27 protein-coding genes and 1 pseudogene are annotated in these 24,939 nt (G+C 62.3%); 12 read left to right on the top strand and 16 right to left on the bottom strand.

All coding sequences use genetic code 11. From position 1 onward, the window contains the following. The 3 genes from OCQ_RS13595 to OCQ_RS13585 are packed head-to-tail and all read left to right on the top strand — an operon-like array spanning window position 1 to window position 2,576. Window positions 1-1,137: a thiolase C-terminal domain-containing protein gene (locus tag OCQ_RS13595; RefSeq protein ID WP_014384890.1), complete on the top strand. Its 1,137-nt coding sequence runs from the start codon at window positions 1-3 to the stop codon at window positions 1,135-1,137. Beyond that, window positions 1,134-1,544, top strand: a complete 411-nt coding sequence (locus tag OCQ_RS13590) for a Zn-ribbon domain-containing OB-fold protein (RefSeq protein ID WP_041784994.1) — start codon at window positions 1,134-1,136, stop codon at window positions 1,542-1,544. Before OCQ_RS13595 ends, OCQ_RS13590 begins: the two co-directional genes overlap by 4 nt. Window positions 1,545-1,559: 15 nt before the next feature. Further along, window positions 1,560-2,576 carry a PEP/pyruvate-binding domain-containing protein gene (locus OCQ_RS13585; RefSeq protein WP_080588018.1) on the top strand — a complete coding sequence of 339 codons (1,017 nt, stop codon included), beginning with the start codon at window positions 1,560-1,562 and terminating at the stop codon, window positions 2,574-2,576. Window positions 2,577-2,728: 152 nt separating this feature from the next. On the opposite strand, the gene OCQ_RS13580 is transcribed toward OCQ_RS13585, so the two are convergent. The 4 genes from OCQ_RS13580 to OCQ_RS13565 all read right to left on the bottom strand — a co-directional run bounded on the left by OCQ_RS13580 (window position 2,729) and on the right by OCQ_RS13565 (window position 6,341). Next, window positions 2,729-3,847 (bottom strand): phosphotransferase, encoded by a 1,119-nt coding sequence (locus tag OCQ_RS13580; protein ID WP_014384887.1) that lies wholly within the window; start codon window positions 3,845-3,847, stop codon window positions 2,729-2,731. Between the two features lie 66 nt (window positions 3,848-3,913). After that, complete coding sequence (locus tag OCQ_RS13575) at window positions 3,914-4,270, bottom strand: Zn-ribbon domain-containing OB-fold protein (RefSeq protein ID WP_407937421.1); 357 nt, start codon at window positions 4,268-4,270, stop codon at window positions 3,914-3,916. Window positions 4,271-4,380: 110 nt separating this feature from the next. After that, window positions 4,381-5,523 carry an acyl-CoA dehydrogenase family protein gene (locus tag OCQ_RS13570; RefSeq protein ID WP_014384885.1) on the bottom strand — a complete coding sequence of 381 codons (1,143 nt, stop codon included), beginning with the start codon at window positions 5,521-5,523 and terminating at the stop codon, window positions 4,381-4,383. Next, on the bottom strand, window positions 5,520-6,341 hold the full coding sequence (locus OCQ_RS13565; protein WP_014384884.1) for an SDR family NAD(P)-dependent oxidoreductase: 822 nt from the start codon (window positions 6,339-6,341) through the stop codon (window positions 5,520-5,522). Before OCQ_RS13565 ends, OCQ_RS13570 begins: the two co-directional genes overlap by 4 nt. Before the next feature lie 117 nt (window positions 6,342-6,458). Here OCQ_RS13565 and OCQ_RS27220 point away from each other — a divergent pair. From OCQ_RS27220 to OCQ_RS13540, 6 genes and pseudogenes are all read left to right on the top strand, one after another. Beyond that, window positions 6,459-6,911, top strand: a pseudogene (locus OCQ_RS27220) (AMP-binding protein); the annotation flags it as partial. A gap of 70 nt (window positions 6,912-6,981) precedes the next feature. Then, window positions 6,982-7,905, top strand: coding sequence for a class I adenylate-forming enzyme family protein (locus tag OCQ_RS27215; protein ID WP_014384883.1), 924 nt, complete (start codon window positions 6,982-6,984; stop codon window positions 7,903-7,905). Between the two features lie 253 nt (window positions 7,906-8,158). After that, window positions 8,159-8,599, top strand: a complete 441-nt coding sequence (locus OCQ_RS13555) for a DUF732 domain-containing protein (protein WP_014384882.1) — start codon at window positions 8,159-8,161, stop codon at window positions 8,597-8,599. Between the two features lie 486 nt (window positions 8,600-9,085). After that, window positions 9,086-9,718, top strand: a complete 633-nt coding sequence (locus OCQ_RS13550) for a TetR/AcrR family transcriptional regulator (protein ID WP_041784992.1) — start codon at window positions 9,086-9,088, stop codon at window positions 9,716-9,718. A 903-nt stretch (window positions 9,719-10,621) separates the two neighbouring features. Then, window positions 10,622-10,774 (top strand): hypothetical protein, encoded by a 153-nt coding sequence (locus OCQ_RS26800; protein WP_014384880.1) that lies wholly within the window; start codon window positions 10,622-10,624, stop codon window positions 10,772-10,774. Beyond that, window positions 10,771-11,088 (top strand): hypothetical protein, encoded by a 318-nt coding sequence (locus tag OCQ_RS13540; protein ID WP_014384879.1) that lies wholly within the window; start codon window positions 10,771-10,773, stop codon window positions 11,086-11,088. The genes OCQ_RS26800 and OCQ_RS13540 overlap by 4 nt, the downstream gene beginning before the upstream one ends. A gap of 251 nt (window positions 11,089-11,339) precedes the next feature. Here the strand turns inward: OCQ_RS13540 and OCQ_RS13535 are convergent, their stop codons facing one another. The 3 genes from OCQ_RS13535 to OCQ_RS26580 form a co-directional block, all read right to left on the bottom strand. Further along, window positions 11,340-11,969 carry a hypothetical protein gene (locus OCQ_RS13535; protein ID WP_041784991.1) on the bottom strand — a complete coding sequence of 210 codons (630 nt, stop codon included), beginning with the start codon at window positions 11,967-11,969 and terminating at the stop codon, window positions 11,340-11,342. Between the two features lie 58 nt (window positions 11,970-12,027). Continuing rightward, complete coding sequence (locus OCQ_RS13530; RefSeq protein ID WP_014384877.1) at window positions 12,028-14,667, bottom strand: aggregation-promoting factor C-terminal-like domain-containing protein; 2,640 nt, start codon at window positions 14,665-14,667, stop codon at window positions 12,028-12,030. A gap of 222 nt (window positions 14,668-14,889) precedes the next feature. Then, window positions 14,890-15,282 carry an HNH endonuclease gene (locus OCQ_RS26580; protein ID WP_139826534.1) on the bottom strand — a complete coding sequence of 131 codons (393 nt, stop codon included), beginning with the start codon at window positions 15,280-15,282 and terminating at the stop codon, window positions 14,890-14,892. Window positions 15,283-15,898: 616 nt separating this feature from the next. On the opposite strand from OCQ_RS26580, the gene OCQ_RS25645 reads away from it, so the two are divergent. Further along, a complete protein-coding gene (locus OCQ_RS25645) occupies window positions 15,899-16,285 on the top strand; it encodes a hypothetical protein (RefSeq protein ID WP_051019738.1) in 387 nt (128 codons plus the stop codon). Window positions 16,286-16,566: 281 nt separating this feature from the next. On the opposite strand, the gene OCQ_RS26575 is transcribed toward OCQ_RS25645, so the two are convergent. The 5 genes from OCQ_RS26575 to OCQ_RS13505 all read right to left on the bottom strand — a co-directional run bounded on the left by OCQ_RS26575 (window position 16,567) and on the right by OCQ_RS13505 (window position 19,937). Beyond that, a complete protein-coding gene (locus OCQ_RS26575) occupies window positions 16,567-16,917 on the bottom strand; it encodes a WhiB family transcriptional regulator (protein WP_139826535.1) in 351 nt (116 codons plus the stop codon). Window positions 16,918-16,953: 36 nt separating this feature from the next. Beyond that, a complete protein-coding gene (locus tag OCQ_RS26570) occupies window positions 16,954-18,000 on the bottom strand; it encodes a helix-turn-helix domain-containing protein (RefSeq protein WP_139826536.1) in 1,047 nt (348 codons plus the stop codon). Between the two features lie 231 nt (window positions 18,001-18,231). After that, on the bottom strand, window positions 18,232-18,516 hold the full coding sequence (locus OCQ_RS13515; RefSeq protein ID WP_014384873.1) for a hypothetical protein: 285 nt from the start codon (window positions 18,514-18,516) through the stop codon (window positions 18,232-18,234). Continuing rightward, window positions 18,513-18,698, bottom strand: coding sequence for a helix-turn-helix domain-containing protein (locus tag OCQ_RS13510; protein ID WP_014384872.1), 186 nt, complete (start codon window positions 18,696-18,698; stop codon window positions 18,513-18,515). The genes OCQ_RS13515 and OCQ_RS13510 overlap by 4 nt, the downstream gene beginning before the upstream one ends. A gap of 195 nt (window positions 18,699-18,893) precedes the next feature. Further along, on the bottom strand, window positions 18,894-19,937 hold the full coding sequence (locus OCQ_RS13505) for a tyrosine-type recombinase/integrase (RefSeq protein WP_014384871.1): 1,044 nt from the start codon (window positions 19,935-19,937) through the stop codon (window positions 18,894-18,896). A gap of 310 nt (window positions 19,938-20,247) precedes the next feature. Here OCQ_RS13505 and OCQ_RS13500 point away from each other — a divergent pair, with 310 nt between their 5' ends. Continuing rightward, window positions 20,248-20,643, top strand: a complete 396-nt coding sequence (locus OCQ_RS13500) for a hypothetical protein (protein WP_014384870.1) — start codon at window positions 20,248-20,250, stop codon at window positions 20,641-20,643. A gap of 11 nt (window positions 20,644-20,654) precedes the next feature. Here OCQ_RS13500 and OCQ_RS27210 read toward each other — a convergent pair whose 3' ends face one another. The 3 genes from OCQ_RS27210 to OCQ_RS13490 all read right to left on the bottom strand — a co-directional run bounded on the left by OCQ_RS27210 (window position 20,655) and on the right by OCQ_RS13490 (window position 22,921). Next, window positions 20,655-20,789, bottom strand: coding sequence for a hypothetical protein (locus tag OCQ_RS27210; RefSeq protein ID WP_008257331.1), 135 nt, complete (start codon window positions 20,787-20,789; stop codon window positions 20,655-20,657). A gap of 52 nt (window positions 20,790-20,841) precedes the next feature. Beyond that, window positions 20,842-21,276, bottom strand: coding sequence for a DUF4383 domain-containing protein (locus OCQ_RS13495; RefSeq protein ID WP_014380285.1), 435 nt, complete (start codon window positions 21,274-21,276; stop codon window positions 20,842-20,844). Window positions 21,277-21,364: 88 nt separating this feature from the next. Then, window positions 21,365-22,921 carry a succinic semialdehyde dehydrogenase gene (locus tag OCQ_RS13490; protein WP_014382721.1) on the bottom strand — a complete coding sequence of 519 codons (1,557 nt, stop codon included), beginning with the start codon at window positions 22,919-22,921 and terminating at the stop codon, window positions 21,365-21,367. Between the two features lie 427 nt (window positions 22,922-23,348). Between OCQ_RS13490 and OCQ_RS13485 the strand changes: the two genes are divergently transcribed. After that, entirely contained in the window at window positions 23,349-24,587 is a 1,239-nt protein-coding gene (locus tag OCQ_RS13485; protein ID WP_014384869.1) for a fatty acid desaturase family protein, read from the top strand. Between the two features lie 148 nt (window positions 24,588-24,735). On the opposite strand, the gene OCQ_RS13480 is transcribed toward OCQ_RS13485, so the two are convergent. Then, a complete protein-coding gene (locus OCQ_RS13480) occupies window positions 24,736-24,939 on the bottom strand; it encodes a cold-shock protein (protein ID WP_009954002.1) in 204 nt (67 codons plus the stop codon).

Below are 24,939 nucleotides of genomic sequence, written 5' to 3'. Positions count from 1 at the left end.
ATGACCTGTGCCGTCGTCGGGATCGGCCGTACCGAGTATTCCCGCAACTCCGGCCGCACGACCCGCGCCATGGCCGTGGCCGCCTGCCGCGACGCCATCGCCGATGCCGGACTAAAGCCGACCGATATCGACGGTATCTGCACTTTCATGGCCAATGACTCTGAGCAGCCGATCTTTGTCGGGTGGGCGTTGGGTATCGACGAACTAGCTTGGGCCAATGCCATGTACGGTGGCGGCAACCTGGTGGCCGACCAAATCGCCACCGCCGCTGCGGTGATTGAGGCCGGCATGTGCAAGGCCGTGCTGGTCTACCGGTCGCTCAACGGTCGCTCGGGTTACCGGTTCGGTCACGTCGAGGGGCCGATGCAGGTGCAGCACCACGACCAGTTCGACACGGCCTCCGGATTCATGGTGCCGCCGCAGTGGTTCGCGATGTGGGCCCGGCGTCACCAACATGAATTCGGTTCAACGAGCGAGGATTTAGGCCACATCGCAATCACCCAACGCAACCACGCGGGACCCAACGAGCACGCGCTGCGTCGCGAACCCCTCACTATGGATGACTATCTGGCCGCGCGCTGGATCAACGAGCCGTTCCGGGTACTGGATTGCACATCGGAGGTCGACGGCGCGGTAGCTGTGCTGATCGCCGGCGAAGACATCGCCCGCGACGCGAAGCAACCCCCGATGTGGCTCGTCGGGTCGTCGAACTCGCAGGGAGGCTCCGGCTGGACCGAATGGGACGACCCCACCGAGATGTACTCGCGCACAGCGGGACCGAAGATCTGGGAGAAGACAGGCCTGAGTCCCTTCGACATGGACGTGGCGTGCATGTACGACTGCTTCACCTACACCGTGATGGCCACCATGGAGGGATTCGGCTTCTGCGAAAAAGGCGAAGTGGGTAAATTCTTTTCGACCGGACGCGCCACCTACGGTGGTGACGTAGTGGTCAACCCGCACGGTGGGCTGTTGTCCGAAGGCTATATCCACGGCCTCAACCACCACTACGAGGCAGCGCTTCAATTGCGGCACGCAGCTGGCGTGCGGCAGGTCGACGACGCCCAACTGGCATTAGTGACCGCGGGCGGCGGGCCTTTCGGCGGTGCGAACATCTACAGCAGGGAGCATCCGTGACGAATCCTGCACTGGCGGCACCGGTTCCAGTGCCTGACCCCGATACGGCGCCTTACTGGGAGGGTCTGAAGGCCGGCAAGTTGATGCTGTGTCGCTGCGACGACACCGGCAAGTGGATCCACCCGCCGTTGGAACGGAGCCGCTACACCGGTGGCCCCGTACACTTCGAGGAAGTCAGCGGCGACGGCACGATCTTCAGCTACATTGTGGTGCGCCAGGCGCTCGTTCCCGGACGCGTGCCCCCTTACGTCGTCGGGCTCGTCGAACTCGTGGAGCAGCCGGGTCTGCGGATCAATGCGGTCATCGATGCGGATCCAGCCGATGTCCGAATCGGGCAACCGGTGCAGATGCGCATCGTCGACCTCGGTGACAGCGGTTATCGCATACCTGAATTCGTCATCAAGTAGAGGTAGGCGACCACTATGACAACTGGTCAAAAGCCCGCCGGCACGGTTAACAACCGGGGTTTGGCAGAAGGTACGCACCGGGCGGAACACATGGCGATGCATGTCGTTCCGCTGCATCGGTGTAGTTCGGAGCTAGGGGCCGAGGTAGGCGGCAAGGCGATAGGCCTTGGGGCGCTGACCAAACAAGGTCTGTCGGTTCCCCCAGGGTTTGTAATCACCGTGAGCGCCTACCGCGAGGCCGTTGCCGCCGCTGGAGTGGCGCCACGCATCGCCGAACTACTGACGACAACGGGTACCGACCGGGACCGGTCGGCGGCAATCACCGCGTTATTCGATCAAGTCGCCCTCCCGGAGCGCCTCGCTGTCCAGGTTGTGGAGGCTTACGCCCAGATCGGTGGCGGACCAGTGGCGGTACGGTCAAGCGCGATCGCCGAGGACACGGCCGAGGCGTCGTTTGCCGGTCAGCAAGATACCTATCTGTGGATCGAGGGTGAGCCCGCGCTGCTTGATGCCGTTGTCCGTTGTTGGGCAAGTCTGTATACAACGCGGGCGATCGGGTATCGCCGGCGGTTCAACGTGGCTTCCGATGATGTCGCGATGGCGGTGGTTGTTCAGCAAATGGTGCCGGCCGTGGCGGCGGGGGTGACGATGACGTTGGAGCCGGTGACGGGAGACCGTGACCAGATCTATATCGCGTCAGCCCTCGGCCTGGGTGAAGGCGTGGTCAACGGCGATGTGGAAACCGACAGCGCCTGGGTCGATAAGGCCGCCTTATGCGTGCGCAGGCGGGAGATTGCGCGCCAGACTCGCGCCCATCGGTACGAGTCCGGGGCGGTCAGGATTGTCGATCTCGCCCCCGGCGAGGGCGACGCACCCAGCCTCGATGACGACACGCTGCTACGGGTTGCGCGCCTCGCCCTACAAATTGAGCAGAACGCCGGGTACGCCGTGGACGTCGAGTGGGCCGTGGATGCCTCCGGTGAGGTTCATCTGCTGCAGGCCAGACCGGAGACGGTCTGGAATAACCAATAGCCCCAGCCCGAAGGATGGCGCGAGCCGAACGTCCTGCACCACTACGCCGGTGAGCGCTCGGCCGGCCCACCGATGTTGTGCGCCAACCCTACTCGTGCCTCATCGACCTGGTTCGCGGCGTCCGACCGACTTCTCGGAAACGGTGCCGTTCCTCAGCTCAGCAACTTACCGGTGTCGAGGTCCGAATAGGCCTCGGCGAAGCGGCCAAGCACAGCACGCACGATCTCGACGGAATACATCTGATCGGGCGTAATGGCCCACATGCAAAACCCCCACGCCGGACTCTGCCGATAGGCGGTCCACATCTGCTCGCGATCCGGCACGGATGAGACACCGGCATCGAGCAGTCGCCCGTGGTAGTTGTCGAGCAGTTCACGCTCGTGCTCGCGACGCGAAGCAGGCGGCAGCGCGCCGATCAATGCGTATCCGACGTCGTGGGACCACGAGCCCCGCCGCACCAACTGCCAGTCCAGTAGCCCCACTCGGCCGTCGGGGAGAACATATGTGTTGCGCGGGTGCGGGTCCCCGTGCAACAGCGTGATCGGATCGTGAGCCACGCGATCCTGCAGGGTCCAGAACGCTGCCTCCATACTGTCCATGTCGGCGCCGGTTGCGTTGAGAAGCTCCCGCTTATAGGGAATGTCGATGAACGCACGGATAATCGCGAATCCATTGGTGCGCAGGAATTCTGCGAACCCTCCGGTGACGGGATGCTGCAGCCACGCCAGGTCGCCGCGCCCATCGAGCCTCGGATTCGCCCAGAACGGGGCGTGCACACGGCTCAACGTCGCCAGCAGCTCGTCGACCTGCTCGACGGGCAGACCGGCCTCCGCGTCGGGCACCCGTGCTCCGCGCATCGTGATGTCTTCGCCGATCACCAGGAACTGGGACGGTCCGTCGAGATGTTCAGCGAAGTAGGTCGTCATGGTCTCGACGTCGAGGTCGTCACGAAGATTGCGATAGAACTTCGTCTCGTCATCCAACATAACCGTCCCGCCGCCGCCCTCCGATAGCGACTCGTCGACCGCGGCGGGAAGATCGTGCACCGTGCCAAGTTGTGTCTTGACGAAAAGCTTTGAAGGTAAGCCGGTGTCGTCATCGGCGTAGTCCACGTCGAGGTGGATGTGTGAGGTGGTCCCTTGCCAGGTGGTCCGGACCCGCACGTCGGTGACCGTCACCGCGGGCCGGTGGCGACGCAGCAGCGAGGTCAGAACGGCTGGTGTCAGGTCCGCGGGCGAGCGCAGCGTGACGGGCAAGGCTTGGCTGGTCATCTCACGTCCTCATCGACGGTTTGACAGTTGACTGTCACATTAGCAGCATCTGGCCCAGGGACGTGATCAGTTTTTGACCGGCCGAAACAACGGCAACCACACCCGGCTTTCTTCCTCGCCCGACAACGCGGTCCAGTCTTCGAAAAAAACTTCGACGGCCATCCCGACGCTGATCTCGTCCGGGGCAACGTCGACCACGTTCGAAATCAGCCGTGTATCGGGCTCCTCGGCAAGCTCGACCATCGCCACGATGTATGGCGGATCGAAACCCGGAATCCAGCTCTGGCGGTTGACGGTATACGCCGCGACGGCTGCCCGTCCGGAGACGGGCTCCGGTGCAACGTCTGTGCTTCGGCAACGCCAGCAGGCCGGCCCCGGCGGGTGAAAGAAGTGGCCGCAACCATGGCAGCGGGTGATCAGCAACTCGCCGTTGCGCCCTCCGGCCCAGAACGCATGCGACTCGGCGGTTGGGCTGGGCGCCAATCGCAACTGGGGGCGCTCGTAGGCGCCGTCAGTTGAACCGATCTCGACTGTCATGATCCGACCAACGATCGACCAATGACCAGCCGCTGAATCTGGTTGGTGCCTTCGAAGATCTGGGTGATTTTGGCTTCGCGCATGTAGCGCTCGACACGGTAATCCCTGGTGTAGCCATAGCCGCCGAAAACCTGCACGGCGTCGGTGGTGACCTTCATTGCGGCGTCGGTGGCAATGAGCTTTGCCACCGAGGCGTTGCGCGAGTAGGGCAGTCCGGCGTCACGGCGGCGCGCCGCGTCCAGGTACGTGGCGCGCGCAGAGTCGACCGCGGCTGCCATGTCGGCCAGCAGGAACGCCAGGCCTTGATGATCGACGATCTTGCGGCCGAAAGTCGTCCGTTGTTGGGAGTAGGAAACCGCCTCGTCGAGTGCGGCCTGCGCCAGCCCGACGGCCACCGCGGCGATGCCCAGGCGCCCGGAATCCAGTGCGCTGAACGCAATCTGGAGGCCCTCGCCCTCGGCGCCGATCCGCCGTTTGGCAGACACGAACGCATTGTCGTAGTGCGCTGTGGTGGTTGGGATGGCATGCAAGCCCATCTTCTCCTCGGGTTTGCCGAACGTAAGTCCGTCGGTGTCCTTTTCGACCAGGAAGCATGAAATGCCTTGTCCACCTTCACCCGTGCGGGCGAAGAGGCTGTAGAAGTCTGCTATGCCGCCATGGGTGATCCACGCCTTGGCGCCGTTGACGCGGTAACCGCCATCGACTGCGGCGGCCTTACAGGTCAGTGCGGCGGCGTCGGAACCGGCCTGCGGCTCGGACAAGCTGTAGGCACCGATCGTGTGACCACCCAGCATGATCGGCAGCCACCGCTGTCGTTGCTCGTCGGTGCCGTACGCGATCAACGGATGGCAGGCGAGCACGTGGACGCTGACAGCCACGGCGACTGCCGCCCACCGGGCGGCCAATTCCTCGAGAACCTGCAGGTATACCTCGTAGGGCTGGCCGCCACCGCCCCATTCCTGCGGGTGCGGCAGTGTCAGCAGCCCAGTCTCACCCAGAGTCGCGAAGACTCCCTCGGGATAGGCCTCGCTCTTCTCATGCTCGTCGACGATTGGATCAAGCACCTTGTCGGCGACCTCGGCGGCCAGTCGAACGAGTTCGCGTGCTTCTGGCGTCGGCAGCAGTCGTTCGATAGTCATGAATGGCTGTCCTGCCACTCGCAGCCCGTGAGCTCAGCCGAGATATCCCACAACCGTCGCGCGCTGTCCGCGTCGCGCGCCTTATCTCTGAGTTTGGTGGGCTTCGGTGTGCCCCACTGGTGCATCAGGCCGCGCGGCGCAATGTAGGTGCCGTTGGGCAATGTCGTGGTGATCGCCTGAATGGTCGAGCGGGCCCCGTCAGCTGGGCTCTGTGCGATGCGCGGCGAGAGCACTCGGCCCGCCCACTGCAATACTCCCGAGCCGTTACGCGTGATCCCGGTGTCGGTCATGCCGGGATCGGAGGCATAGGCGGTCTTGCCGCGGGCGACCAATTCCCGCACAAACAGCAGGTTCGCCAGCTTGGATTCCCCGTATGCCGACCATGGGTTGTAACGGCGATGGTGATAGTTGAGGTCATCGAAGTGCATGCGAGCGGTGGTGTAGTTGGTGCTGGCCACCGCCACGACCCGGTCGCGGATCCGGTCGCCGAGAAGGCACGTCAACGCGAAGTGGCCAAGATGATTAGTGCCCATGTGAGCCTCGAAGCCGTCCGCGGTTCGTGTCAACGGCAAGCCCAACACACCAGCGTTGTTCACCAACACGTCGACATAGTCGACGGTGTCGGCGAACTTACGCACGCTGGTGAGGTCGGCCAGGTCTAACTCGCGCACTTGGACGTCGCCGGGCATCGACGAAGCGGCCTCATACGCCTTCGTTGGGGTGCGGCAGGCGATCACCACTTCGTGGCCGGCGGCGGCCATCGCATGGGCGGTCGCCTTCCCGACGCCACTATTCCCGCCGGTGACAATGATCCGCACGCAGCCGGCCCTCCTTTGCGACGTTTCACGTAAACAGTAAACTATTTATCGTTTTGATCAAATGGCTAGGAGAGACGCGATGGCTTTCCGCCCGACGAGTCCGGTTCACCCACTCGGATGAAGTGGCTGGAGCGAATCTGCGCTGTCCACGAGCGCAGTGAACGTGCAGCGGTCATCGGCGAAGCGGGCTGTGTCACTGGGCGTGAACTGATCGGCATGAGCGTCACAGCTGCGGACCTGCTCGTCGATCTCGACGTTCAGCCAGGTCAGCCCATCCCTGGGTTGCTCACCACCAACGCCGATGCGCTGGCATTGCTGTTCGGCGGTGCCGCCGCCAATCGACCACTCGCTCCGCTCGGACCTAGGCAGACCGCTGCGGAGTTGGCCGAAACGGTGCGCCGGAGCCGCTCGCCCGTCCTTCTCGCCGACGCGGCGTTCGTCGAGACGGCTCGGCAGGTCGCCGACGCGGTTGGGATACGGGTGGTGTCAATATCTTCCCTGCCAGTGTCGAGGCGTCCGTTGCATCCGGAACCAGCTCCCACGGCAATCTACCTGCACACCGCGGGAACAACCGGGGTTCCCAAAATGGTCCCGCTCACCGAGCGAGTGCTCGGCGCCCGCGCCGAGCACGCTACGCCGCTTGATCGGAATCGGCCCCGACGATCGCTATGCCACCGGCTCACCGTTGCATCACATCGGGGGACTGGGCAACGTCCTGGTAGCGCTCACGGCCGGGGCAGCGGTTATCCCCACCAACAGGTTCTCCTTCGACTGGTGGCGCAACCTCAAGCAACTCCAGGCCACCCACTGCCTGCTCGTGCCGACGATGATCGAGATGTTGCTCAGCGAGCGGCTGCTCGACGCAGTTCCGCTTAAGACATTGATCTATGGTGCTTCGCCGATCACCGTCGAGACGTTGCGACGGGTCCTTGACGTGCTGCCAGACGTCGCCATGGTAAGTCTCTACGGCCAAACCGAGGGCAGCCCGATCACCAGCCTGAGCCCAGACGATCATCGATTGGCCGCGGTCAAAAATCCCGAGATCCTGTACAGCGTCGGTCGGCCGGTGAGCGGGCTCCGTCTGCGAATCGACGAGCCGGACCGAGCAGGAATTGGCGAAGTGTTCGCCGCCGCGGCGCACCTTTCCGCCCAGGCCGCCGATGGATGGTTGCACACCGGTGATCTGGGTGCGATGGATGCCGACGGTTATCTCCGTCTTTGCGGTCGTCGACACGACATGGTGGTTCGCGGTGGGGAAAACATCTATCCGCTCGAAGTCGAGAATGTGCTCAGCGCTCACCCCGCGGTTGCCGCGGTCGGCGTTGTGGGCGTGCCAGACCCGCGACTCGGAGAAACCTTGGCCGCGTTCATAGTTCCGACAGACTTGGCTCATCCCCCACGGCCCCAGGAGCTAGGGTCCTTCGCCCGGGTCAAGCTCGCCGGCTTCAAGATTCCGCAGTATTGGTATTCGGTCGCCGAGCTGCCGCTCAGTAGTGCCGGCAAGGTCGTTCGCGCCACACTTCGGGCGGCACATCTTGCGCGTCAGGACGATGCATCAACGTGAGTTATCTGTACACGCTGGACCAGGAGGAGGGGGCGTCGCATTCCCGAGGATTTGGCGAAGACGCAACCGTCGGAGCTCTACCCGTTGGCATTTCGCCGAAGGCAATCCCGACCAGCCCAGCTAGTAGCTGGTCTGGCTCGACTTCTATCGTGAGATCCCTGGACCTTATCCGTTATATAGTTTAACGTCTTGATCTATGCCCATAGCCGTGCGAAACTGGTCGGCTCAACAGGTGGACCGAGGGGCACATCTCATGGGCCTGATTGTGGCGACGCTGGCCATTTGGTTCGAGCCGCCAGCCATGAAGAGTCGGAAATCGCTGGTCGCTTTGATCGTCGGCGCAGTTTCCGTCGGCGGGTTTCTGTTAACGCCACCGCCGCGGGTACATGCCGCTCCCGCACCCGAGGTCGAGTACGTCTACGACGTGGTGGTGCGGCGGCATTACGGATTTCCTGACAACGACGCGCTCAGCTACGGCCACGGAATTTGCGATAAGGTCGGCCGGGGGGAGGGCTACGGGCAAGTCATGGGTGACGTCAAGAGTGATGTCACCCCCAACGACGAGTTCGCGGCTAATTATCTGGTCTCGTACGCGGTCAACTTGCTTTGTCCTGAGCTGATATGGCAGCTGCGGAACTCGGCGGCTGGCTACCAACCGCCGGACGGCGCAGCCGCGGCCGGTACCTATTACTGAGTCCGTCTTCTCGTACTGAGTCAGAGGGTTGGCTGTCCCGGCGCTCGACGTGACGTCGGGTGGTCGACACCTTGATTGTAAGGTCCTTCATGACTATTCGATCGCCGCCGTCCTCGGGTACTAATTCCGGTGACCGATCAACACCTTCCGCATCAAGCGCGACGCACCCGCATCCGAACCAGTGACGTCGCCGCAACGATCCGCTAGGTACGGAATTCGCTTCAAAGGTGTTTCCGCCATATCCCTCCAAGGATCGGCGTAATTTCGCCGCGCGCACGCGAAACAATATCCTGTGTTAGCAGCCAGTTAAACTGCTGCGCACCATCGGCTTTCGGTTACTACAGGCCGGGACGCGATCGAGGTGACGACAATCAGAGTTGTCGGGTGAGGTCTCGGACAGAAGTAGTGCGATTTGAGCGCTTCAAAAGGTCAACGTACAGCGTCAAATTCGCTTTGCCGCACGAAGACTGGTGGCACACTCTAAAAATGCAAGAACGACGGAAGCGAGGGCCAGGACGCCCGCTCGCCGTGAATGCCGATGAGACGCGGCTGCGGATCATGGAAGCTGCTTTTACAGTCTTCAGCGAACGCGGTTACGACGGCGCAACGTTCCAGGCCATCGCTGAACGCGCTGACTTGACCAGACCGGCCATCAATCACTACTTCTCGAGCAAGCGGGTGCTTTATCGCGAGGTGCTGAGGGCCGCCAACAAATCTATCCTCGAGGCCGTTATTAGTCGGGCAGAATGCGAGAACACGTTTGTGGCACGCCTGACCGCGTTAATCGACGGGGCGGGCAGAGCGAATTCCACGAATGCCGCCGGATCGGCATTCCTAATCACAGCCATACTTGAATCGCAACGTCATCCGGAATGGAAGAGCGTTGACAACGATTCCGTACGGATCACTCGGGAATTTCTTATGCGCGGTGTCAATGACGCGATCGAGCGCCACGAGGTCGCCGCGGATATCGATGCGCCGGCCTTGGTCGAGACGCTGATGGTCGTGCTTTGTGGGGTGGGCCTATATGCGGGTTATGTCCGTAGCCACCAGGTGACGTCGACCGTCATCGACATGGTCCAGCAACTTCTGGAAGGCGGGCTCTGGCGAACCAGCTGAGAAGATTACTGTCGTGCAGCCACCCACGCTTCCGCGCCAAGCAATGCGTGATGGACCAGTGCCACAGATCGCCGCGCTGACTTCGCTTAAGCCAACGGGGCATGTCCGTTGCTTGCGGTGGTCCTTCGATCGCACACATACATAGAAGGCAGCAAACACCGGCAGTGCCGGCGTAGTTGCGCCAAGACCGCCATGCGTGATTATTGCGCATGGCTCCGTCAACGAGCATGTGCTCAGCGGGCGGGTGACTTCAATCGGGCGTTCTGATTCAAGCGCCTGAACCGCGCGAATGGTGTGTTCGTATCCGTGCTGCAGCATCGAACCGGAGTATGTGGGTCTGCTGCCGCAGGGGGGCTGCAGGGACCACTCGGGGACCACACGTGGTGCGCGATGTTGAACGACCTGCGCATGCGTGAACGTCGCGTGCGGCGCATCGACGGCGAAAACCGAATGTGACCTGGGCAAACGCACTGCCGTAACTTCCTGGGGGTCAAGTGGTCGCAGGTTCAAATCCTGTCAGCCCGACCAGAGTTATTGCAGGTAGAAGCGGATTTTGCCGCTCAAGCCAGCGAATGCGGTTGATCCCTGATTGATCCGAGTGTCGGCCGGTCGGTTGCTAACCACAACCGAAATGGAGACACGAATGACCGACCTACCTACCCCCAACGAGCTGCTGAGCCACCTGCAGACATGCCGCGATCTGACCCGCCTGGCGCGCGAGCATGGGGCACTACCGGCCACCCGGGGGCTCACAGGCGCCCGCCTAGCCCGATGCCAAGAGTTGATTACCAAGCTGGCCGACGCCCAAGCCCACGCAGAGCGCCTAGCGTTCGTGGTTGAGGGCGATCTCCGGGCCGCCGAGGTGGACACCGCCGTTGCCCGCCACCCCGCAGGCGGTGCCCGATGACTCGCCGCGGCTGGGTGCTGTTCGCGGTCCTTTCAGGGCTGGCGGTGGGCTGGGTGGTGTTGCACGCCGATCCGGCCGCATTCAATTCCACTGTTGTCGGCTGGCCGCGTGTCCTGTTCGGCCGACTGGGCGAGTGGGTGGCCCGATGATCCTCGCAGCCATCGTCTTCGGAGTCTGGCTGGTCGTCTCGCTGGCGTCGGGGTCATTGGCCAGCCCAGCCGGGCGGCGCAGGATGCTCCGAGACGGCAGCATCCTGCTCGGCGTGCTGGCGGCGGTTGTCATCGTGATGACGCTCGCTACCGGGGCCGCCCACGCAGACCCGAGCCCACCGCCGGGGCCTGGCTTTGCTCAATGCGGGGATCAGCTCGTGCCGCTCGATCCACGGGTGTCGGTGCGCGAGCCGTGGGGCACGCTCATGTACGAGCAGTTCTTGCAAGCTATGTGCCCGCCGCCTACGGGCTGAGTCATTTGACTCACCAGAGAGAAACACCCGGCCGTGATGACCGGGTGTTTCTCTTTACGCAGGGACCAGCGCGTCCGTGCGTACGAAGCGGTCAATCGCGTCGTCGGAATCATCCACCACGACGCTGATGGTCATATAATCACCGCGAACACGGATCACCGTGCCCTCGATCACACGGGGGCCAAACTGGACACGTACGCGGTCTCCGGGGCGTGGCTGTCGTCTTTGCTTCACAGTCCTCTCCCTTCCCCCTACCACGGGTTCATTCCCGTTAAGTCCAACAAGTATGCACCTACCACCCTATCCATGCCGTCAGAAGCGCCGTTGAGGGAGCTGCGCCATCGGCGAAAGGTCGCCAGCGTGAGCCCGTGGTCACGGTCGGACGTGGCCAGCTTCTCCGTATCGCTATGCGCGATCCCGTTCCTGGCATCATTTAGGGCCTTCAGTGTTCTCTCCCACTTCGGACTCTTCACCGGGTAACGCGCCTTCAGTTCGTCGCCAATGTGGATGCCAAGGGTCGCAAAATCTGTAACCAGAGCGCTGAAGTCCGCATTCCCCTTGTCCAGGCGGCGATCCCTATTCGGCGGCCTGTTCGGCGAGATGGTTCGTTCCCTCACAAGTGCATCGAGCACCACCGGAACGACTTTGGCGTTACCTGGGACCGTCTGAAGGCTGTTAGCGATGTGGATTGCCGCGTCCTCATGCAGATCACGACAGAACCCTTGGAACTCTGCCGCCAGCGCCACAAAGAGCGCGCGATTCAAGTGCTTCGTGTCATATTTCCGTCCACTTTTGCGGCCCGTGATTCTGCCGTGGATGGAGTCCAGGCTGTCCAGCGCTTCGGCGCGCTCAACCCGCCACCTCTCCAAAGCGTCGGACACGACAAAATAGTAAAGGCTCGGCCTGCGATGAGGGGCGTTTTCGCCTTTAAGCGATTCGTTACGGCCTTCCGGCATGACGCATCATCTGCAAACGCTGGCGTGAATTCGCTTCGCTCATAAGCTCATTGACGTCCTTGACCGTTACGCTGTCGATGCGGACGCTGTAGTCAGGCGAATACGCACTCTGGCTCGGATCAGGGACCATCGTTTGGCTCCGCTTGGCCAGCGCACCGATGTTGTCCCACTGGGCCGCGTTGAGGATGGGTTCGGGCTGGTTGGATTTGTTGATCGCGAGGCCGCCGGGCATCAGCCATCCACCGTCATCGAAGACGTTGGGCATGTCCAGTGGTAAGAAGTCCAGCGGCCCAGGTGGATTCGAAGGCTTGGGTGCGGGAGCCGGTGCGGGCTGCTGCGGCGTCCCTGCAGTTGGCGGCATTGCCGCCTTCGGCATGGGACCAGCGTTAATGTCCGGTGTTTGTGGCGCAGTCTGATTCGGGCCAGACAAGCCAGGTACGCCAGTCGCGGCGGGCGTGAAGTCCCCAGTCCCCGGCTGAGCGATAGGCGTGGGAGCCCCGACCGGTTGCTGCCCAGGCATCTGTCCCGGCTGCACAGGCCCCGATGGATTCATGCCGGGCTGGTTGGCTGCCGCAGGGTTATCTTGCTGCTGCTGCGCTTTCTCGCCTGTGGTCACCGCGGCGGCCTGGCCGGGTAACTGCGGCATGAATTGCGTTGGGTCGGTTTGGAAGAACCGTGGCACGCCGAACGGCATGAGTATTTCGGTGGCAGCATCCCCGAGGATGCCGGCCATTTGAAAACCGTATTGCACACCGCGTTTGGCGGCCTGAGTACCAATGCCGATCAGGAACGACGACGCCGGGCCAGCTGCCTGGCCACCAGCCCCGAAAGACCCCGCCGTAGCCGCCGCTGAGACAGCCGTGGCCGCAGCGGAAGCGGCCTGGTCGATCAGTCCGTTGATGGCCTGGGCGCCCATCTGCAGCGCGCCCGAGTAAAAGCTTGAGCCCGCCACACCGCCGCCACCAGCACCGGCGGGGATGTATCCCTGCGTGCGAAGGTCTTTCCCGCCAGGACCGCCCATCGCGCCCAGTGCAGCTGGATCATCCACGGCCTGCTGGTCCTGGCCGCCGAGCAGCGCCGACAAGTCCATGCCCCCAGGTGGCGCCTGGGTACCCTTCAGCTGATCTTGGGTCAAAATCAGCTCAGGCTTGCCAGTCTCGTTGTGCGCGATAGTGATGCCGGGCGGAAGCAAACCACCATCGTCATACCAGCCGTGGCTGTCCCAGAAGGCTTTTGCGTTCGACGGCGTGCCGTACCTGTCCTTTATGTAGGCCATGCCCGCGTTGGCCTGCTGAGCCGGATCGGCGCTGTAGCCGCCCAGGGCGCCATACTTGTCGCCCTGGTGGCCAAGGAACTGAAATAGTCCATAGGCGCCGCTCTTGGGGTTGGTAGCGCCGGGGTTCCAGCTGCTCTCGCGACTCACAATCGAATCCAGCGCACTGAATTCCGATGCTGGGAAGCCGGCGGCCGTCATTGCATTGAACACCGCACCCTTGGGGCCAGTCAGCCCGCTTGGGGCAACTGGCTTCGCACCACTCTGCGGAGCCAGCGCGGCGAACGGGTCCGACGAGCCCTGAACGGCCGTATACCCTGGCTCCACGGCCGGCGCCGAACCAGGCAGCGGGATCGCGGACACGCCAGGCTTGCCTTGAACGGGTGACTGGAAGCCTTTTGTGGGGTCGGGGCCGTTCGTTACCGGCCCCAACGCCTCATTGATGATCCCGGTCGCCGGAACGAACGTGTTGAACCAATCATTGGCGTTGAAACCCTTTTTGCCTTGAATTTGGTCGAGCACACCACTGGCGCCTTCCGACCACCCCGGCATGGCCTGCAGCATCGCGAACGTGGCCGCCAGCGGTCCAGCTGCCGCCGAGATCACGGACAGGCCCCCCGCGATCTTGCCCGAATTGCCAGCCAAGGTGAGCAGACCCTCGGTCGTGCCCTCGATGCTGCCCTTGATGTCGGAGAACATAACCTGCAGCGGCTCGGCCTTCGTGGCGAGGTCCTGTACCGTTCTACCGGCGTCCGTTTGGCCCATCTTGGTCAAAGCGTCAGCGGCACTGGATAGCCCGCCAGCGATGTCCTTGTCCTTGAACGCATAAAAGGCGTCGCCAATGGCATGCGTGACGTCCAAGACCGGCTCGGCCTTGTCCCGAATGTCACGCAGCCAATCCCCGACAGCGGTGTCGCTGATCGCCTTGCCGATGGCTTTGCCACCCTCACCAGCAGCATGGACAAGCGCATCGTTTAGCGCCTTCCCGCCGTCCTGACCGGCCTTGCGGGCGCCGTCAAGGATGTCGTCCGTGATGGATTTGCTCGCCCGCTTGCCGCCGTCCGAAATCTCTTTCTCGACACTCTTACCGGCGTTCTTGGCTCCCCGCGTAACGGATTTCTCAAGGTCGTCGCCGGTCTGCTTGGCTTTGCCCCTGGCGTTGTCGAGTTCCTTGCCCAGGTCCTTGGTGGATTTGGTCGCCCGCTCGGCGCCCTTCGACAGATTCTTGTCGATGGTGTCGGCGGTCTTTTTGGACTGTTTTTCAACGTCGGCAAGTTCGTCATTGACGTTCTTCTTGACATTCGATTTTACAGTTAGCTCGATGTACCCGGACGCTAGCTTTGTGGCCACGATTCAATCTCCCTGTCTTTCAAAGCGTTTCGCAGCCGCGCGTTAGTTGAAAGTTGTTGTTGCTATTCATTTTTCACGTTCGCGTTTTTCGTTGGTATATAGATGCCACGGTCCCGGCTGGCCCGTGGCGGATTGCCTCAAAAAACCGGCCCCCAAATGCGCTGCGCAACAACACATCTCGTCTACAGCTCAACGAGCAATTTGATTGCGCTGCAACACTATTCATTTCGACAGCTCCGTAGTGTCGAAGAATGCGAGCGCAGGTGGTGGCTCGGCAAGCTCATTGGCTGGCACATAGTCGGGCACGTGCTTTCGAATCGCTGTCAGCCAGTCGGGTGACCTTGCTGCCATGTCCTGAGCTATAGCTTTGCGCTGCATCGGCTTTGGTGTGATGCGTCCACCGAGCACCGCATTACAGTAGGCACAAGCTCCGCGACAGTTGGTGCGAACCAAGGCCAGGTCGGGGCGCTCTAGGACGCTGATGATGTGATCGGCGGACGTGCTCTTACCCGTACATCCTGGCAATCCGATCTGGCAGAGTGGCTCCTCGCGGATCACCTGCTTGCGGAGCCGCTGCCATGCTGCGCTGTTCCGTGGATCGCCGCGAATGCCCATAACTATTGACCTCGCGCTAGGTCTGCCGGCGTGGTCGTGGTCTCGGACAGCTGTTCGGCCACATCGACTAGTTGGCGCGCGAATTCGAGAATTTCCCGCCTGCTTGCAAGGAACTTCAGTGGGCCAAACGCGATAATCGCGCGTTCTTTTTCGACCTTCCACGTGGTGGGCGCGACTTCCGAGTTAACAGTTCTCATTTAATCCCCGACCTGGTTGGGTTCGGCGCCGGGGGTGGCGCTCCGAGCCTGAACCGGGTTCCTAAAGTCCGGTCCGGGCTGTGTGCGCCAGACGCGTGCACCGTGTAGCACATAGGAGGTAGGCGCTACCCGAATAGCAGTGAGCCCGCGTCGCCCCGACGCCGAAGTCTTCACCGCGGGCTGTAGTTCCAGCGCCATTCGGCGCAGGGCTCGCACTGGCACCCGACCCTATGGCCGGTTATCGAGCGCATCAGGGCTTCAGGACGACCTGCGCGGGCCAAGGCGACGTTTAACGAATTGATGGCTGCGTCGGCTTCGATGGACACTTCGAGTGCGGACTTGCGCCGCTGTGACGCGTACACGTGTCAACGCCGACGCCGACGGGATGATGGGGACGGACCAATCTTTCGGAGCTGCATTTGGCCACTCATGAAGTCACTAGTGCGCTCGTCGGCCTCGGTCATGCTCTCGTCAAGCTCCGCGGGCGATTCCGGCTGCACCACAATCGCTATCGCCTTCTGGGCCATACTCAGGGCGTCAACACCCAGGCTTGCGCACCGCTGGCGATCTTTGGCGGCTCTGACACGCTCACGATAGGGGTTTCGCGGGTTCCCATCAAGACGTTGCCGTTCAGCTTCACGGACGGCCGCGATCCGTTCATCGCGTTCCGTCACGAGCTGGCGGACTACTGTTGCTGGGGCGCAACGTATTCCAGCCTCATCGCGAATGACGTTGCCGTTGAGTCGCCTCCGAAGGTCCTTGACTCCGCAGTCAAGCTCGGACGCAACCACGGCGAGCGGAATTAGCTTTGGTCTGGTACTTTCCGACAAGTTCGCTTCTGAATCTTCGCCTGAAATGGCGGCCGAACTGTCGTCTGCGCAGGTGCGCGAGAGAAAAGACATATTGGTGCTCCGTATTTATTCACGCCCGCCAGTGGCGGGTGATGTTGTGAGTCCAGGCGGTCAGCCCTCATTTGAGTAAACCATGCCAGTCAAACGTAGATTCCCTGTGTTCCCCGATGTTATTACGCTAGGTGAGTCATGATGACTCAGCCCCTCTAAGCGTTCCAGAAGGCAAGGCGGTGGGATTATGTCGACGCGGCCCTTTTCGTGGCTGTGCGTTGATCCTGGGCCTGCTTTTGATGGGCCTGCCAATGTCGGTAAAGCTGCTCGGCGCGTTCCTCAAGAGTGAGAACAACCGGCACGGGACGCGGCCGTGACTTCGCGCGGGTGATTTGACCACCGACGACAACTCCGGCGGGCCATTTCTGATCGGCGGCCCACTCTCGGCAGCGAGCCAGGGCTGAGCAGCTCGCGCACACAGCCAATGCCGCGGCCGGATCACTCTCAGCGGCATCGAAGATAGCGTGCTGGCCAACGCATGCCGCGCCTGGGAAATGTGGTGTTGAAAGTGCGCCAACCAGGTCGCTGATGTTCATCGGGTGATCGCGTGCCATGGATCAGCGGTCGTCATATCAATCCTCAGCATCGTTGTCGTCATCGAAGTGGTTGAGGTCATAATCAGTAAAGCCATAGTGGCAATCGATTTCCTTATATCCGGTTTTGGCTAAACCCCAATAACCGTTGCTTTCCTGTTCAATACGGCGGATTTCCGCAAGGTTGCCTTCCAGGGAATGTTTGCATTTCACTTGGTATTCCTCGTAGTCATCATTGTCAGTATTTTCCAAAAGAACGACTGGTAGTTCGTCGGGATCGATGAATATCCCATCGTCATCACACAACTGGCACGACGTACGCGCGGAGGGCGTGCCGTCAGGCGCGCTCGTAGCGGGGTAGTCGTTTCTAGGGTCTTTCGAGAACCTTTCAGGTTCTTTCAAGAACCTTTCTAAGAACTTATGGGTTTGGTCATTTTCGCTGGTCAGCTGGTCGGGCATGACAAGGGGTATTGCCGGATCTGACAACCCCCCCTTGTCAACGTTGACAAGGGGTATTGCCGGATTTGACAACCCCCCTCCCCGGATCTGACAAGGGGGGCTTGTCATCTGTTCACATTGCGACCCCCCGCGAGACCCCCCGCTGGCCCGCTCTGTTTCGTCGGCTGGCGCCTTGGATCGCGATTCTTCTTCCCATTCCACCTTGGATTTGTATGCCCGCTCGGCATCGAGCCAACTTCGTATTGCTTCATCTTCCGCCCAAAGCCATTTACGGCATTGGCGCTGATACTCGGATTCGGATGCTAGCCACATTTCTAGCCGTCGATCAGGCATGATCAGCGTGTAAATGTTGGCGCCACCGGTTTTATAGTCGATGCCCCAATAATTGTTGCCAGCGAGTTCGACAAATGCCCGGTTTACAGTGCTTAGCGATAGTCCACAGAGGTTGGCGATAGCTTTACGGGTGGCTTTGAAGTAGCCCTTGCGCCCGGCCAGTTTCAACGCAGTTCCAATACCGACAGTCTTTGCGGTAGCGGATATCTCAGTGTCGCCCAAGAGTGCGTAGAGCCACGCGAACTTCTGTTGATTGCCTTCGACGGCCGTCGATGCAATTTCTTCGTCGGTCATCGCACACCACAGCCCGGAAAACACCCGTGAATCGTGTGCATACGGGCGCACCCTGGACAGCGGTACGCGGGGTTTGTGGCGGGTGTCTTTGGCTGCGTAGCACGGGGTTTGTCGGATTTGTTTGTGGTAGACTTCATGGTATTCACCGGTCCCCCGGGGGTGTGCAGCCAACGTCACCCCTGGGGGTCTTTCTCTTCCAGTGCAGCCGGAACCAATTACGTTGCGGGAACGCTAATTAAGCGAGAGTTCGTATGTCTCCACCGCCACCACCGCCACATCGAGATCGGGGGCGCCGTCGAGTGCGGCGGTCAGTCGGTCCATGATTGCAGCCGAAATGCCGGCGTTGGGCAGCGGCCGGATTTGGTCCCTTGGGTAGCGGCGGCGGTGCTCGGCTAGAAGCTCGATTTGCCTGTGCGTCAGAACGTTCCGAAACGCAGTGATCACGGTCTCACCAGTGTCACCGTGACGGACCAGGTAGGCGTTGATCAGATCAGGTGAGTCGGATGACTCACTCACGGCTTACCGTCCGGAACAACGACATTCGCGCTCAGCATGGCGTTAATGTCATCTAGGTCGATACGAACGCTGCCGCCGATCTTGTAGGCGCGCAACTTGCCGCCTGAGATAAGCCGTCGCACAGTGCGTTTCGAGATACTCAACTCGCGCATCGTGTCATCGATGGTGACCTTCTGGCCCATTGCCCCTAACTCCCTTCGCGAATGGGTCCGCTGTAGGGAGTGTGACCGTTAATGCCGTTGCACGCCAACACGTGTCGTCGGGTGTGTACCGGCAGCAATTACGGTCAAATGGAGAGGGTCATGCGCACGCTGGCATACGACGGCATACGGGGTCGCACAGGAGGTAGCGCCTGAGCGCAGGCTAACGACTGTTAATTACGTCACAGCACCTTTGGCCAGCTCAGACAGCGCGGCGGCAACCTCGGCATCCCGGCCGGACACGAGGCCCTGATAGATCAAGCTTGCCCGCACGGTCGAATGCCCCAGGCGGGCCATGGATTCGGACAGGTTGGCGACCCGTGCGGTTTGCGTACCGGCGAAGTGCCGCAGATCGTGAATGGTGGGTCGGGGTTTCTTCACCCCATCGCGGCCGACCGTCGCAAGTGCGGGCCAGAAGTGCTTGGCGAACACAGAGTCATTCAGGTGACATCCACCGCGTAGGGCGGGGAAGACCAGGGCATCGGGTTTCTCGCCCACATAGGTTTCTAAGTGTTGTTCGATGTCCGCTCGTATGTGGGGTGGCACCACGACAGCACGGGACCGGCCGGACTTCGGCGTGTCGACGCGGCAGCCGGAGCCTTTCGGGCTTCCCGGCTCACGAGTGCCGCGATGCGTGACAGCACGGGCAACCACGATAATCTCGCATGCCTCGTCAATGTCGGCCCGCCGCAGTTCGGTGACTTCACCCCACCTGAGTCCGCACCAGGCCGCGATCAGCACGAGGCAGCGGAACTGCGGCGGCTTAATGGCGTCGGCAACAGTGGCCAGCTCGGGTACCGACAGAATGGCGGGCTCCCGCTTGCGGGGCGGGTTCATGGCCCTTTCGATCTGGCATGGGTTCGTGGTGATCAGGCCGTCCTTGACGGCGGTCGCGCAGACTGAGTGCAGCAGGCCGTAGGCGTGACTGTTGCGCCGCTTGTGCTCGGTCCCCAGTGAGGCATACCAGGCACGCACCACATCGGGGGTGAGGTTCTTGAGTGCCACTTTGCCGAGCGCGGTTTTATCGAAGTGCCGCGCTTTGGTCCGCTCATACTCAATCTGCGTGCTGCGCTTAATGTTTCGGTTCTTGATCCAGGTCTCGGTATATTCGCTAACCGTGATCGCTGTTGCCTTGCGTTGTGCGGCACGCCATTTCGGTGGTGTCCATAGATCCTGGTCGATAAGGCGCCGTTCGGTGGCTAGCCAGTGTTCGGCATCCATCTTGGTCGCGAACGTAGGGGAGTAATGGCGCTCTAGTTCAGGCGGCCAGACGTACGATGCGCCGTAGCGGCCGGAGCTGGTTTGCCGGACCCACCCCCAGCCTCGCCGGCCTGCCTTGCCTGCCATCTGGTTTGCTCTCCGGTTGATCTGCGATTGATCTGTAAGCCGATTCTGGCATTTGCTGGCACATATTGTCCAGCGCTGATACTCTCGATACTTGCTGGTAGATGGTGTTTTTGCAGCTAGCAGCGTACAACAGCAAACGACCGGCTGGCAAATTCAAATCCTGTCAGCCCGACCAAGCCTACGAATGGCGGCGGCGAACGCCTCGCCCGCGGCGGCCGCTCACCGTGATGAGAGCATGGGCCCGATGACAACCCACACCTGCATGGGCTGCGGGCTCAAAACCCGCTACTCCTACGGGCGCCACTGCGTGGGTTGCGGCCGACAGACCCGCCGCTCGTATTACGGCGAGTGGGCGGATCGGTATCAGCAGGCCGCGATCGCTTTTGCAGCGCCCGCGAGGATCGTCAGCATGGGCGAGAAGCATCCGACGGCCGCGTTGACGTTGGGGGTGCCCGGCTCGCTCATCGCCATGGCCGCTGTCGCCGCGTACCCGATGGTGTTCGTGCCGTTGCTGTTCCTGCTCGCCGTGGCTTTGGTGGCGTCCATCCGCTACGAGGAAGCCCGCAACCCCTCCAAGTAGGTTCTGCCCCGTCAGTCCTCACGGTCCGGCTCGGTGAGTTCCGGCGCGTTCTCGCGAGTCGCCATGCCGCCTTCGTGGCCGTGATCCGCGGGGCCGGGACGGCCGCCCTTCGGCTCGTCGTCATCCTTTTCCGAGTGCTTGCCCATCGCAATCTCCTTCGTCGACCGAAGGACTACCCGCAACGGCGCATTTGAAGACCTACCGCGCCTTCCGGAGGTCGGCGAGCGATTGCTTGAGCCCGCCGTCCATCCGGATCTGCACGGCGGCAACCGCCACCATGATCGCGGCGGTCACCAGGTGCACGACCGCGTCGGTGACGTTGTTGGGAAACGTGAACACGAACGCGACCCGATGCGAGAAGAACGCCCAAATGCCCGGCAGCGCACCGGCGATCGCGGCGAGCAGCAGATACAACACCGACCACGACTTGCGCATCGCGAAGACCAGGCCTGGAGCGAACAACGCAAGGCCGGCGACGGCATGCCACCCGTTGTAGTCCATTCCGAACAGCTGGACGGTCGGCGCGGTGGGCCCGATCGCGAAACTGGGATTCATGATGAAGCCGATCACCGCCTGAATGACGTGGAAAACACAAATGATCAGCAGCCCGACCTGGGCGAAACTCCACCTCACATGGCACCCCCTTGTGCGCGGCAAGATGCCCGAATACTACGCGTTGTAGTAGCACCCTGGCAATGGGGCCGCACCAAGCGGCTGAAGGTCAGTTCCGCCCGGGAATCTTCATCACGGTCCGTACGATGGGCAACAGCGACTTCTGCCAGAGGGTCGACGGAATGCCAAGCGGCGGATCAAGATTGAACACGCGTGCGGTCGCGATCGTCTGCGATTCGGTGTACTTCAACAGGCCCTCGGGACCGTGGCGGCGCCCGACGCCGGACTGGCCCATCCCGCCCATCGGTGCGCCGAGGCTGCCCCACGCGAACGCATAACCCTCGTTGACGTTCACCGTCCCCGACCGCAGCCGGGCGGCGATCTGCTGGCCCTCGGCGGAGGAACCCGCGAACACGCTGGCGTTGAGCCCGTACTCGGTGGCGTTGGCCTTCTCGACCGCCTCGTCGACGTCGGCCACCGGATAGATCGAGACGACCGGGCCGAACGTCTCGTTGGCCGCGCACTCCATCTCCGGCGTCACGTCGGTCAGCACCGTGGGCTCGTAGAACAGCGGCCCGAGGTCGGGGCGAGCCTTGCCGCCGGCGATCACCTTGGCGCCCTTGGCTTTCGCGTCGTCCACATGGTCGGTTACGGTGTCCAGCTGGCCGGCGGAGATCAGGCTTCCCATGTCGATCGAGAAGTCATACGCGGAGCCCAGCTTCATGTTGCGCACCGCGGCGCCGAACTTGCCGATGAAATCGTCGGCGATGTCTTTCTCGACGTAGATCCGCTCGATGGAGATGCACAGCTGGCCCGCGTTCGAAAAGCATGCGCGGGTGGCCGCCTTGGCCGCCTTGTCGAGGTTGGCGCCGCGCGTGACGATCATCGCGTTCTTGCCGCCGAGCTCGGCGGAGAAACCGATCAGCCGCCGGCCGGCGTGCTCCGCGAGCTGCCTGCCGGTGGCGGTCGAGCCGGTGAACATCAGGTAGTCGCAGTTGTCGATGATCGCGGTGCCGACCACCGAGCCCGGCCCGGGCACCACCGCGTAGAGCGCTCGCGGCAGGCCGGCGCGATACAAAAGCTCGGCGCACGCGAGCGCGCAATACGGGGTCTGGCTGTCCGGCTTGAGCACCACCGCGTTGCCGGCCAGCAGCGCGGGCACCGAGTCCGACGCCGTCAGGGTCATCGGATAGTTCCACGGCGAAATCACCCCGACCACGCCCTTGGGCTGGTAACCCACCGTGGTCTTGCCGATGCCCGGGAGCAGCGACTGCACCGTGCGCGGCTTCAGCAGGTCCGCGGAGACCCGCGCATAGTAATTCGCGTTGGCGACCAGGTCGACGATCTCCTCCTGTGCGGCCCATCGGGCCTTGCCCGCCTCGGCCTGCAGGAGATCCATCAGGAACTCGCGGTTCTCGACGACCAGGTCGCGATACCGGCTGATGACATCGACGCGCTCGCTGACCGGACGGTTCGCCCAGTCGGCCTGCGCCGCGCGCGCCTCGGCGAAGGCGGCTTCGACGTCTTCGGCCGTGCCGACGGGGATGGTGGTCAGCGGCTTGCCGGTGAAGACCTCGTCGATCGTCTTGGTCTGGCGTGCGGTGGCGTCCTTGATCGCGGCCAACTGGCGCAAGCGGTCGAAGACCTCGGCTGACGGTGCGGGCATATCGTGACCTCTCAAAAAGCGCAGGCGTCCAAAACACCAGACTATTGGCTCTGCGATGCCGGGGGCCTCCGGTGCCCGTGGGCTTGTTTTGAGCGGCTATCACCGAGTGGATAGACGCTGATGAGTCCGAAGGGTCTGAGAAGTCATGTAGCCTCAGGTGTCGACCAACCCACGAGCCGATCAGGCAGGTGCTCTCACACAGATGATACGGCCGTCCACCGGACCGGTAGGTCCCGGACGCGTCGCCGTGCCGCCCCAACCCGCGGGCCGGTTTTCTAGATCGAGAAGTTCGCCGCTTATCTGACCTCGCGTCGATCCTCGCCACTCGCGCGTAACCACCCACAAGATCGGACGTGACCCCTTTTGCCGCGGTTCGTAAACCCGCCCTGTCCGCATGTCTCCGCTCAGCCCGAATCTCACTGATTCCATGGCGATTACCGAAGTACCTGAATACGCCCACCTCAGCGATGAAGACGTCGAGAACCTCGCGGCCGCACTGGACACGATCCGTTGCGACGTCGAAGGTTCGCGCGGCACCAAGGACCGTGACTACATCCGTCGGGCCATCGCCTTTCAGCGATGCCTGGAGGTCGCGGCCAGACTGACTCTCATCGGCAGCAGATCGAAGGCCGGATGGGCTCTCGGAACCGCAGCGCTGGCTGCGGCCAAGTGCATCGAGAACATGGAACTCAGCCACAACATCAGCCACGGTCAGTGGGATTGGATGAACGATCCGGAAATCCATTCCAGTACCTGGGAATGGGACATGGTCGGTCCCTCGAAGCACTGGCAGTCCTCTCACAACCACCTGCACCACGTGTACACCAACGTCGTGGGCATGGACGACGACCTCGGATTCGGAGTCCTGCGGGTCACGCGCGATCAGGAGTGGGAGCCGAGCGCCCTGGCGCAACCGTTGCGCGCGGTGTTGCTGGCGCTGGCATTCGAATGGGGCGTCGCGCTGCATGGCCTGTACGCGGTGCGGGATCGCGAGACAACAGAGGCCGGTAGATCTGCCCACAAACGGGTGATGATCCGCAAGATGGCTCGCCAGGCAGCTAAGGATTACATCTTCTTTCCTGCGCTGGGCCGACGGCGATGGCGCCGCACGCTCGCCGCGAACGTGGTGGCCAACGGATTACGCAACGTGTGGGCGTACGCGGTCATCGTCTGCGGTCACTTCGCGGACGGAGCGGAAAAGTTCACCCCGTCGGTCTTGGAGAACGAGACGAAACCCGAATGGTATCTCCGGCAGATGCTCGGGACCGCCAACTTCCGAGCCGGTCCGGCGTTGGCGTTCATGAGCGGAAACCTCTGCTATCAAATCGAACACCACCTGTTTCCCGATCTACCGAGCAATCGTTACCCCGAGATCGCTCAACGGGTTCGCGCGCTGTGCGTCAGATACGACTTGCCCTACACCACCGGTCCGCTGCTCCGGCAGTACCTGCTCACCGTCCGCACGATCTGCAAATTGGCGCTGCCCGACCGATTTTTGTCCGCGACCGCCGACGACGCGCCAGAGACAGCGTCCGAGATTAGATTTCGGGACGCCGCGGGCCGGCCGCACGTAGCAATCGCGGACACTGACGTGAGGCGACGCGGGTTGGCGACGGCGATGCTCACCCGCAGTAGACGAGGCCAGCCGGGGGGCCGCACCGCCTAGCGCGCAGTGCGGACGCAATAAGGGGGCTTTTGAATTGGCGCCCCGCGTATCTCGACGGGCGCACGAGTCCAGCGGCCGAGACAACGGCATCACCGGCCCTTGGGCCGTGTGGAATGCGTTCAGTCCCAGGGGTTTTCGTGCTCCACCGCTAGAGGGCGGTCACTCCCACCGCTTGGGGGCCTTTGGGCCCCTGGGTGATTTCGAACTGGACGCGCTGATTCTCCTCGAGGCTGCGGAAGCCGCTTTCCTGGATCTCAGAATGGTGGACGAATACATCCTTTTCGCCGCCGTCGGGGGCGATGAATCCGAAGCCCTTGTCGCTGTTGAACCATTTCACGGTTCCCTGTGTCAT

It is taken from the genome of Mycobacterium paraintracellulare (assembly GCF_000276825.1).
In the GTDB taxonomy this organism is placed as follows: Bacteria; Actinomycetota; Actinomycetes; order Mycobacteriales; family Mycobacteriaceae; genus Mycobacterium; species Mycobacterium intracellulare.
Note: the sequence above shows the minus strand (reverse complement) of the source record. Positions and strands in the feature narration are given on the sequence as shown.

Coding starts and splice junctions, on each gene's coding strand:
- OCQ_RS13580 (WP_014384887.1), bottom strand. CDS start 3,847: ATGACCAGCCAAGCCTTGCCCGTCACGCTGCGCTCGCCCGCGGACCTG.
- OCQ_RS13595 (WP_014384890.1), top strand. CDS start 1: ATGACCTGTGCCGTCGTCGGGATCGGCCGTACCGAGTATTCCCGCAAC.
- OCQ_RS13505 (WP_014384871.1), bottom strand. CDS start 19,937: ATGGATGCCGAACACTGGCTAGCCACCGAACGGCGCCTTATCGACCAG.
- OCQ_RS26575 (WP_139826535.1), bottom strand. CDS start 16,917: ATGAACATCAGCGACCTGGTTGGCGCACTTTCAACACCACATTTCCCA.
- OCQ_RS13555 (WP_014384882.1), top strand. CDS start 8,159: ATGGGCCTGATTGTGGCGACGCTGGCCATTTGGTTCGAGCCGCCAGCC.
- OCQ_RS13585 (WP_080588018.1), top strand. CDS start 1,560: ATGACAACTGGTCAAAAGCCCGCCGGCACGGTTAACAACCGGGGTTTG.
- OCQ_RS26570 (WP_139826536.1), bottom strand. CDS start 18,000: ATGACCGACGAAGAAATTGCATCGACGGCCGTCGAAGGCAATCAACAG.
- OCQ_RS13490 (WP_014382721.1), bottom strand. CDS start 22,921: ATGCCCGCACCGTCAGCCGAGGTCTTCGACCGCTTGCGCCAGTTGGCC.
- OCQ_RS13570 (WP_014384885.1), bottom strand. CDS start 5,523: ATGACTATCGAACGACTGCTGCCGACGCCAGAAGCACGCGAACTCGTT.
- OCQ_RS27210 (WP_008257331.1), bottom strand. CDS start 20,789: ATGGGCAAGCACTCGGAAAAGGATGACGACGAGCCGAAGGGCGGCCGT.
- OCQ_RS13540 (WP_014384879.1), top strand. CDS start 10,771: ATGATCCTCGCAGCCATCGTCTTCGGAGTCTGGCTGGTCGTCTCGCTG.
- OCQ_RS26800 (WP_014384880.1), top strand. CDS start 10,622: ATGACTCGCCGCGGCTGGGTGCTGTTCGCGGTCCTTTCAGGGCTGGCG.
- OCQ_RS13550 (WP_041784992.1), top strand. CDS start 9,086: ATGCAAGAACGACGGAAGCGAGGGCCAGGACGCCCGCTCGCCGTGAAT.
- OCQ_RS13500 (WP_014384870.1), top strand. CDS start 20,248: ATGGCGGCGGCGAACGCCTCGCCCGCGGCGGCCGCTCACCGTGATGAG.
- OCQ_RS13480 (WP_009954002.1), bottom strand. CDS start 24,939: ATGACACAGGGAACCGTGAAATGGTTCAACAGCGACAAGGGCTTCGGA.
- OCQ_RS13510 (WP_014384872.1), bottom strand. CDS start 18,698: ATGGGCCAGAAGGTCACCATCGATGACACGATGCGCGAGTTGAGTATC.
- OCQ_RS26580 (WP_139826534.1), bottom strand. CDS start 15,282: ATGGGCATTCGCGGCGATCCACGGAACAGCGCAGCATGGCAGCGGCTC.
- OCQ_RS13485 (WP_014384869.1), top strand. CDS start 23,349: ATGGCGATTACCGAAGTACCTGAATACGCCCACCTCAGCGATGAAGAC.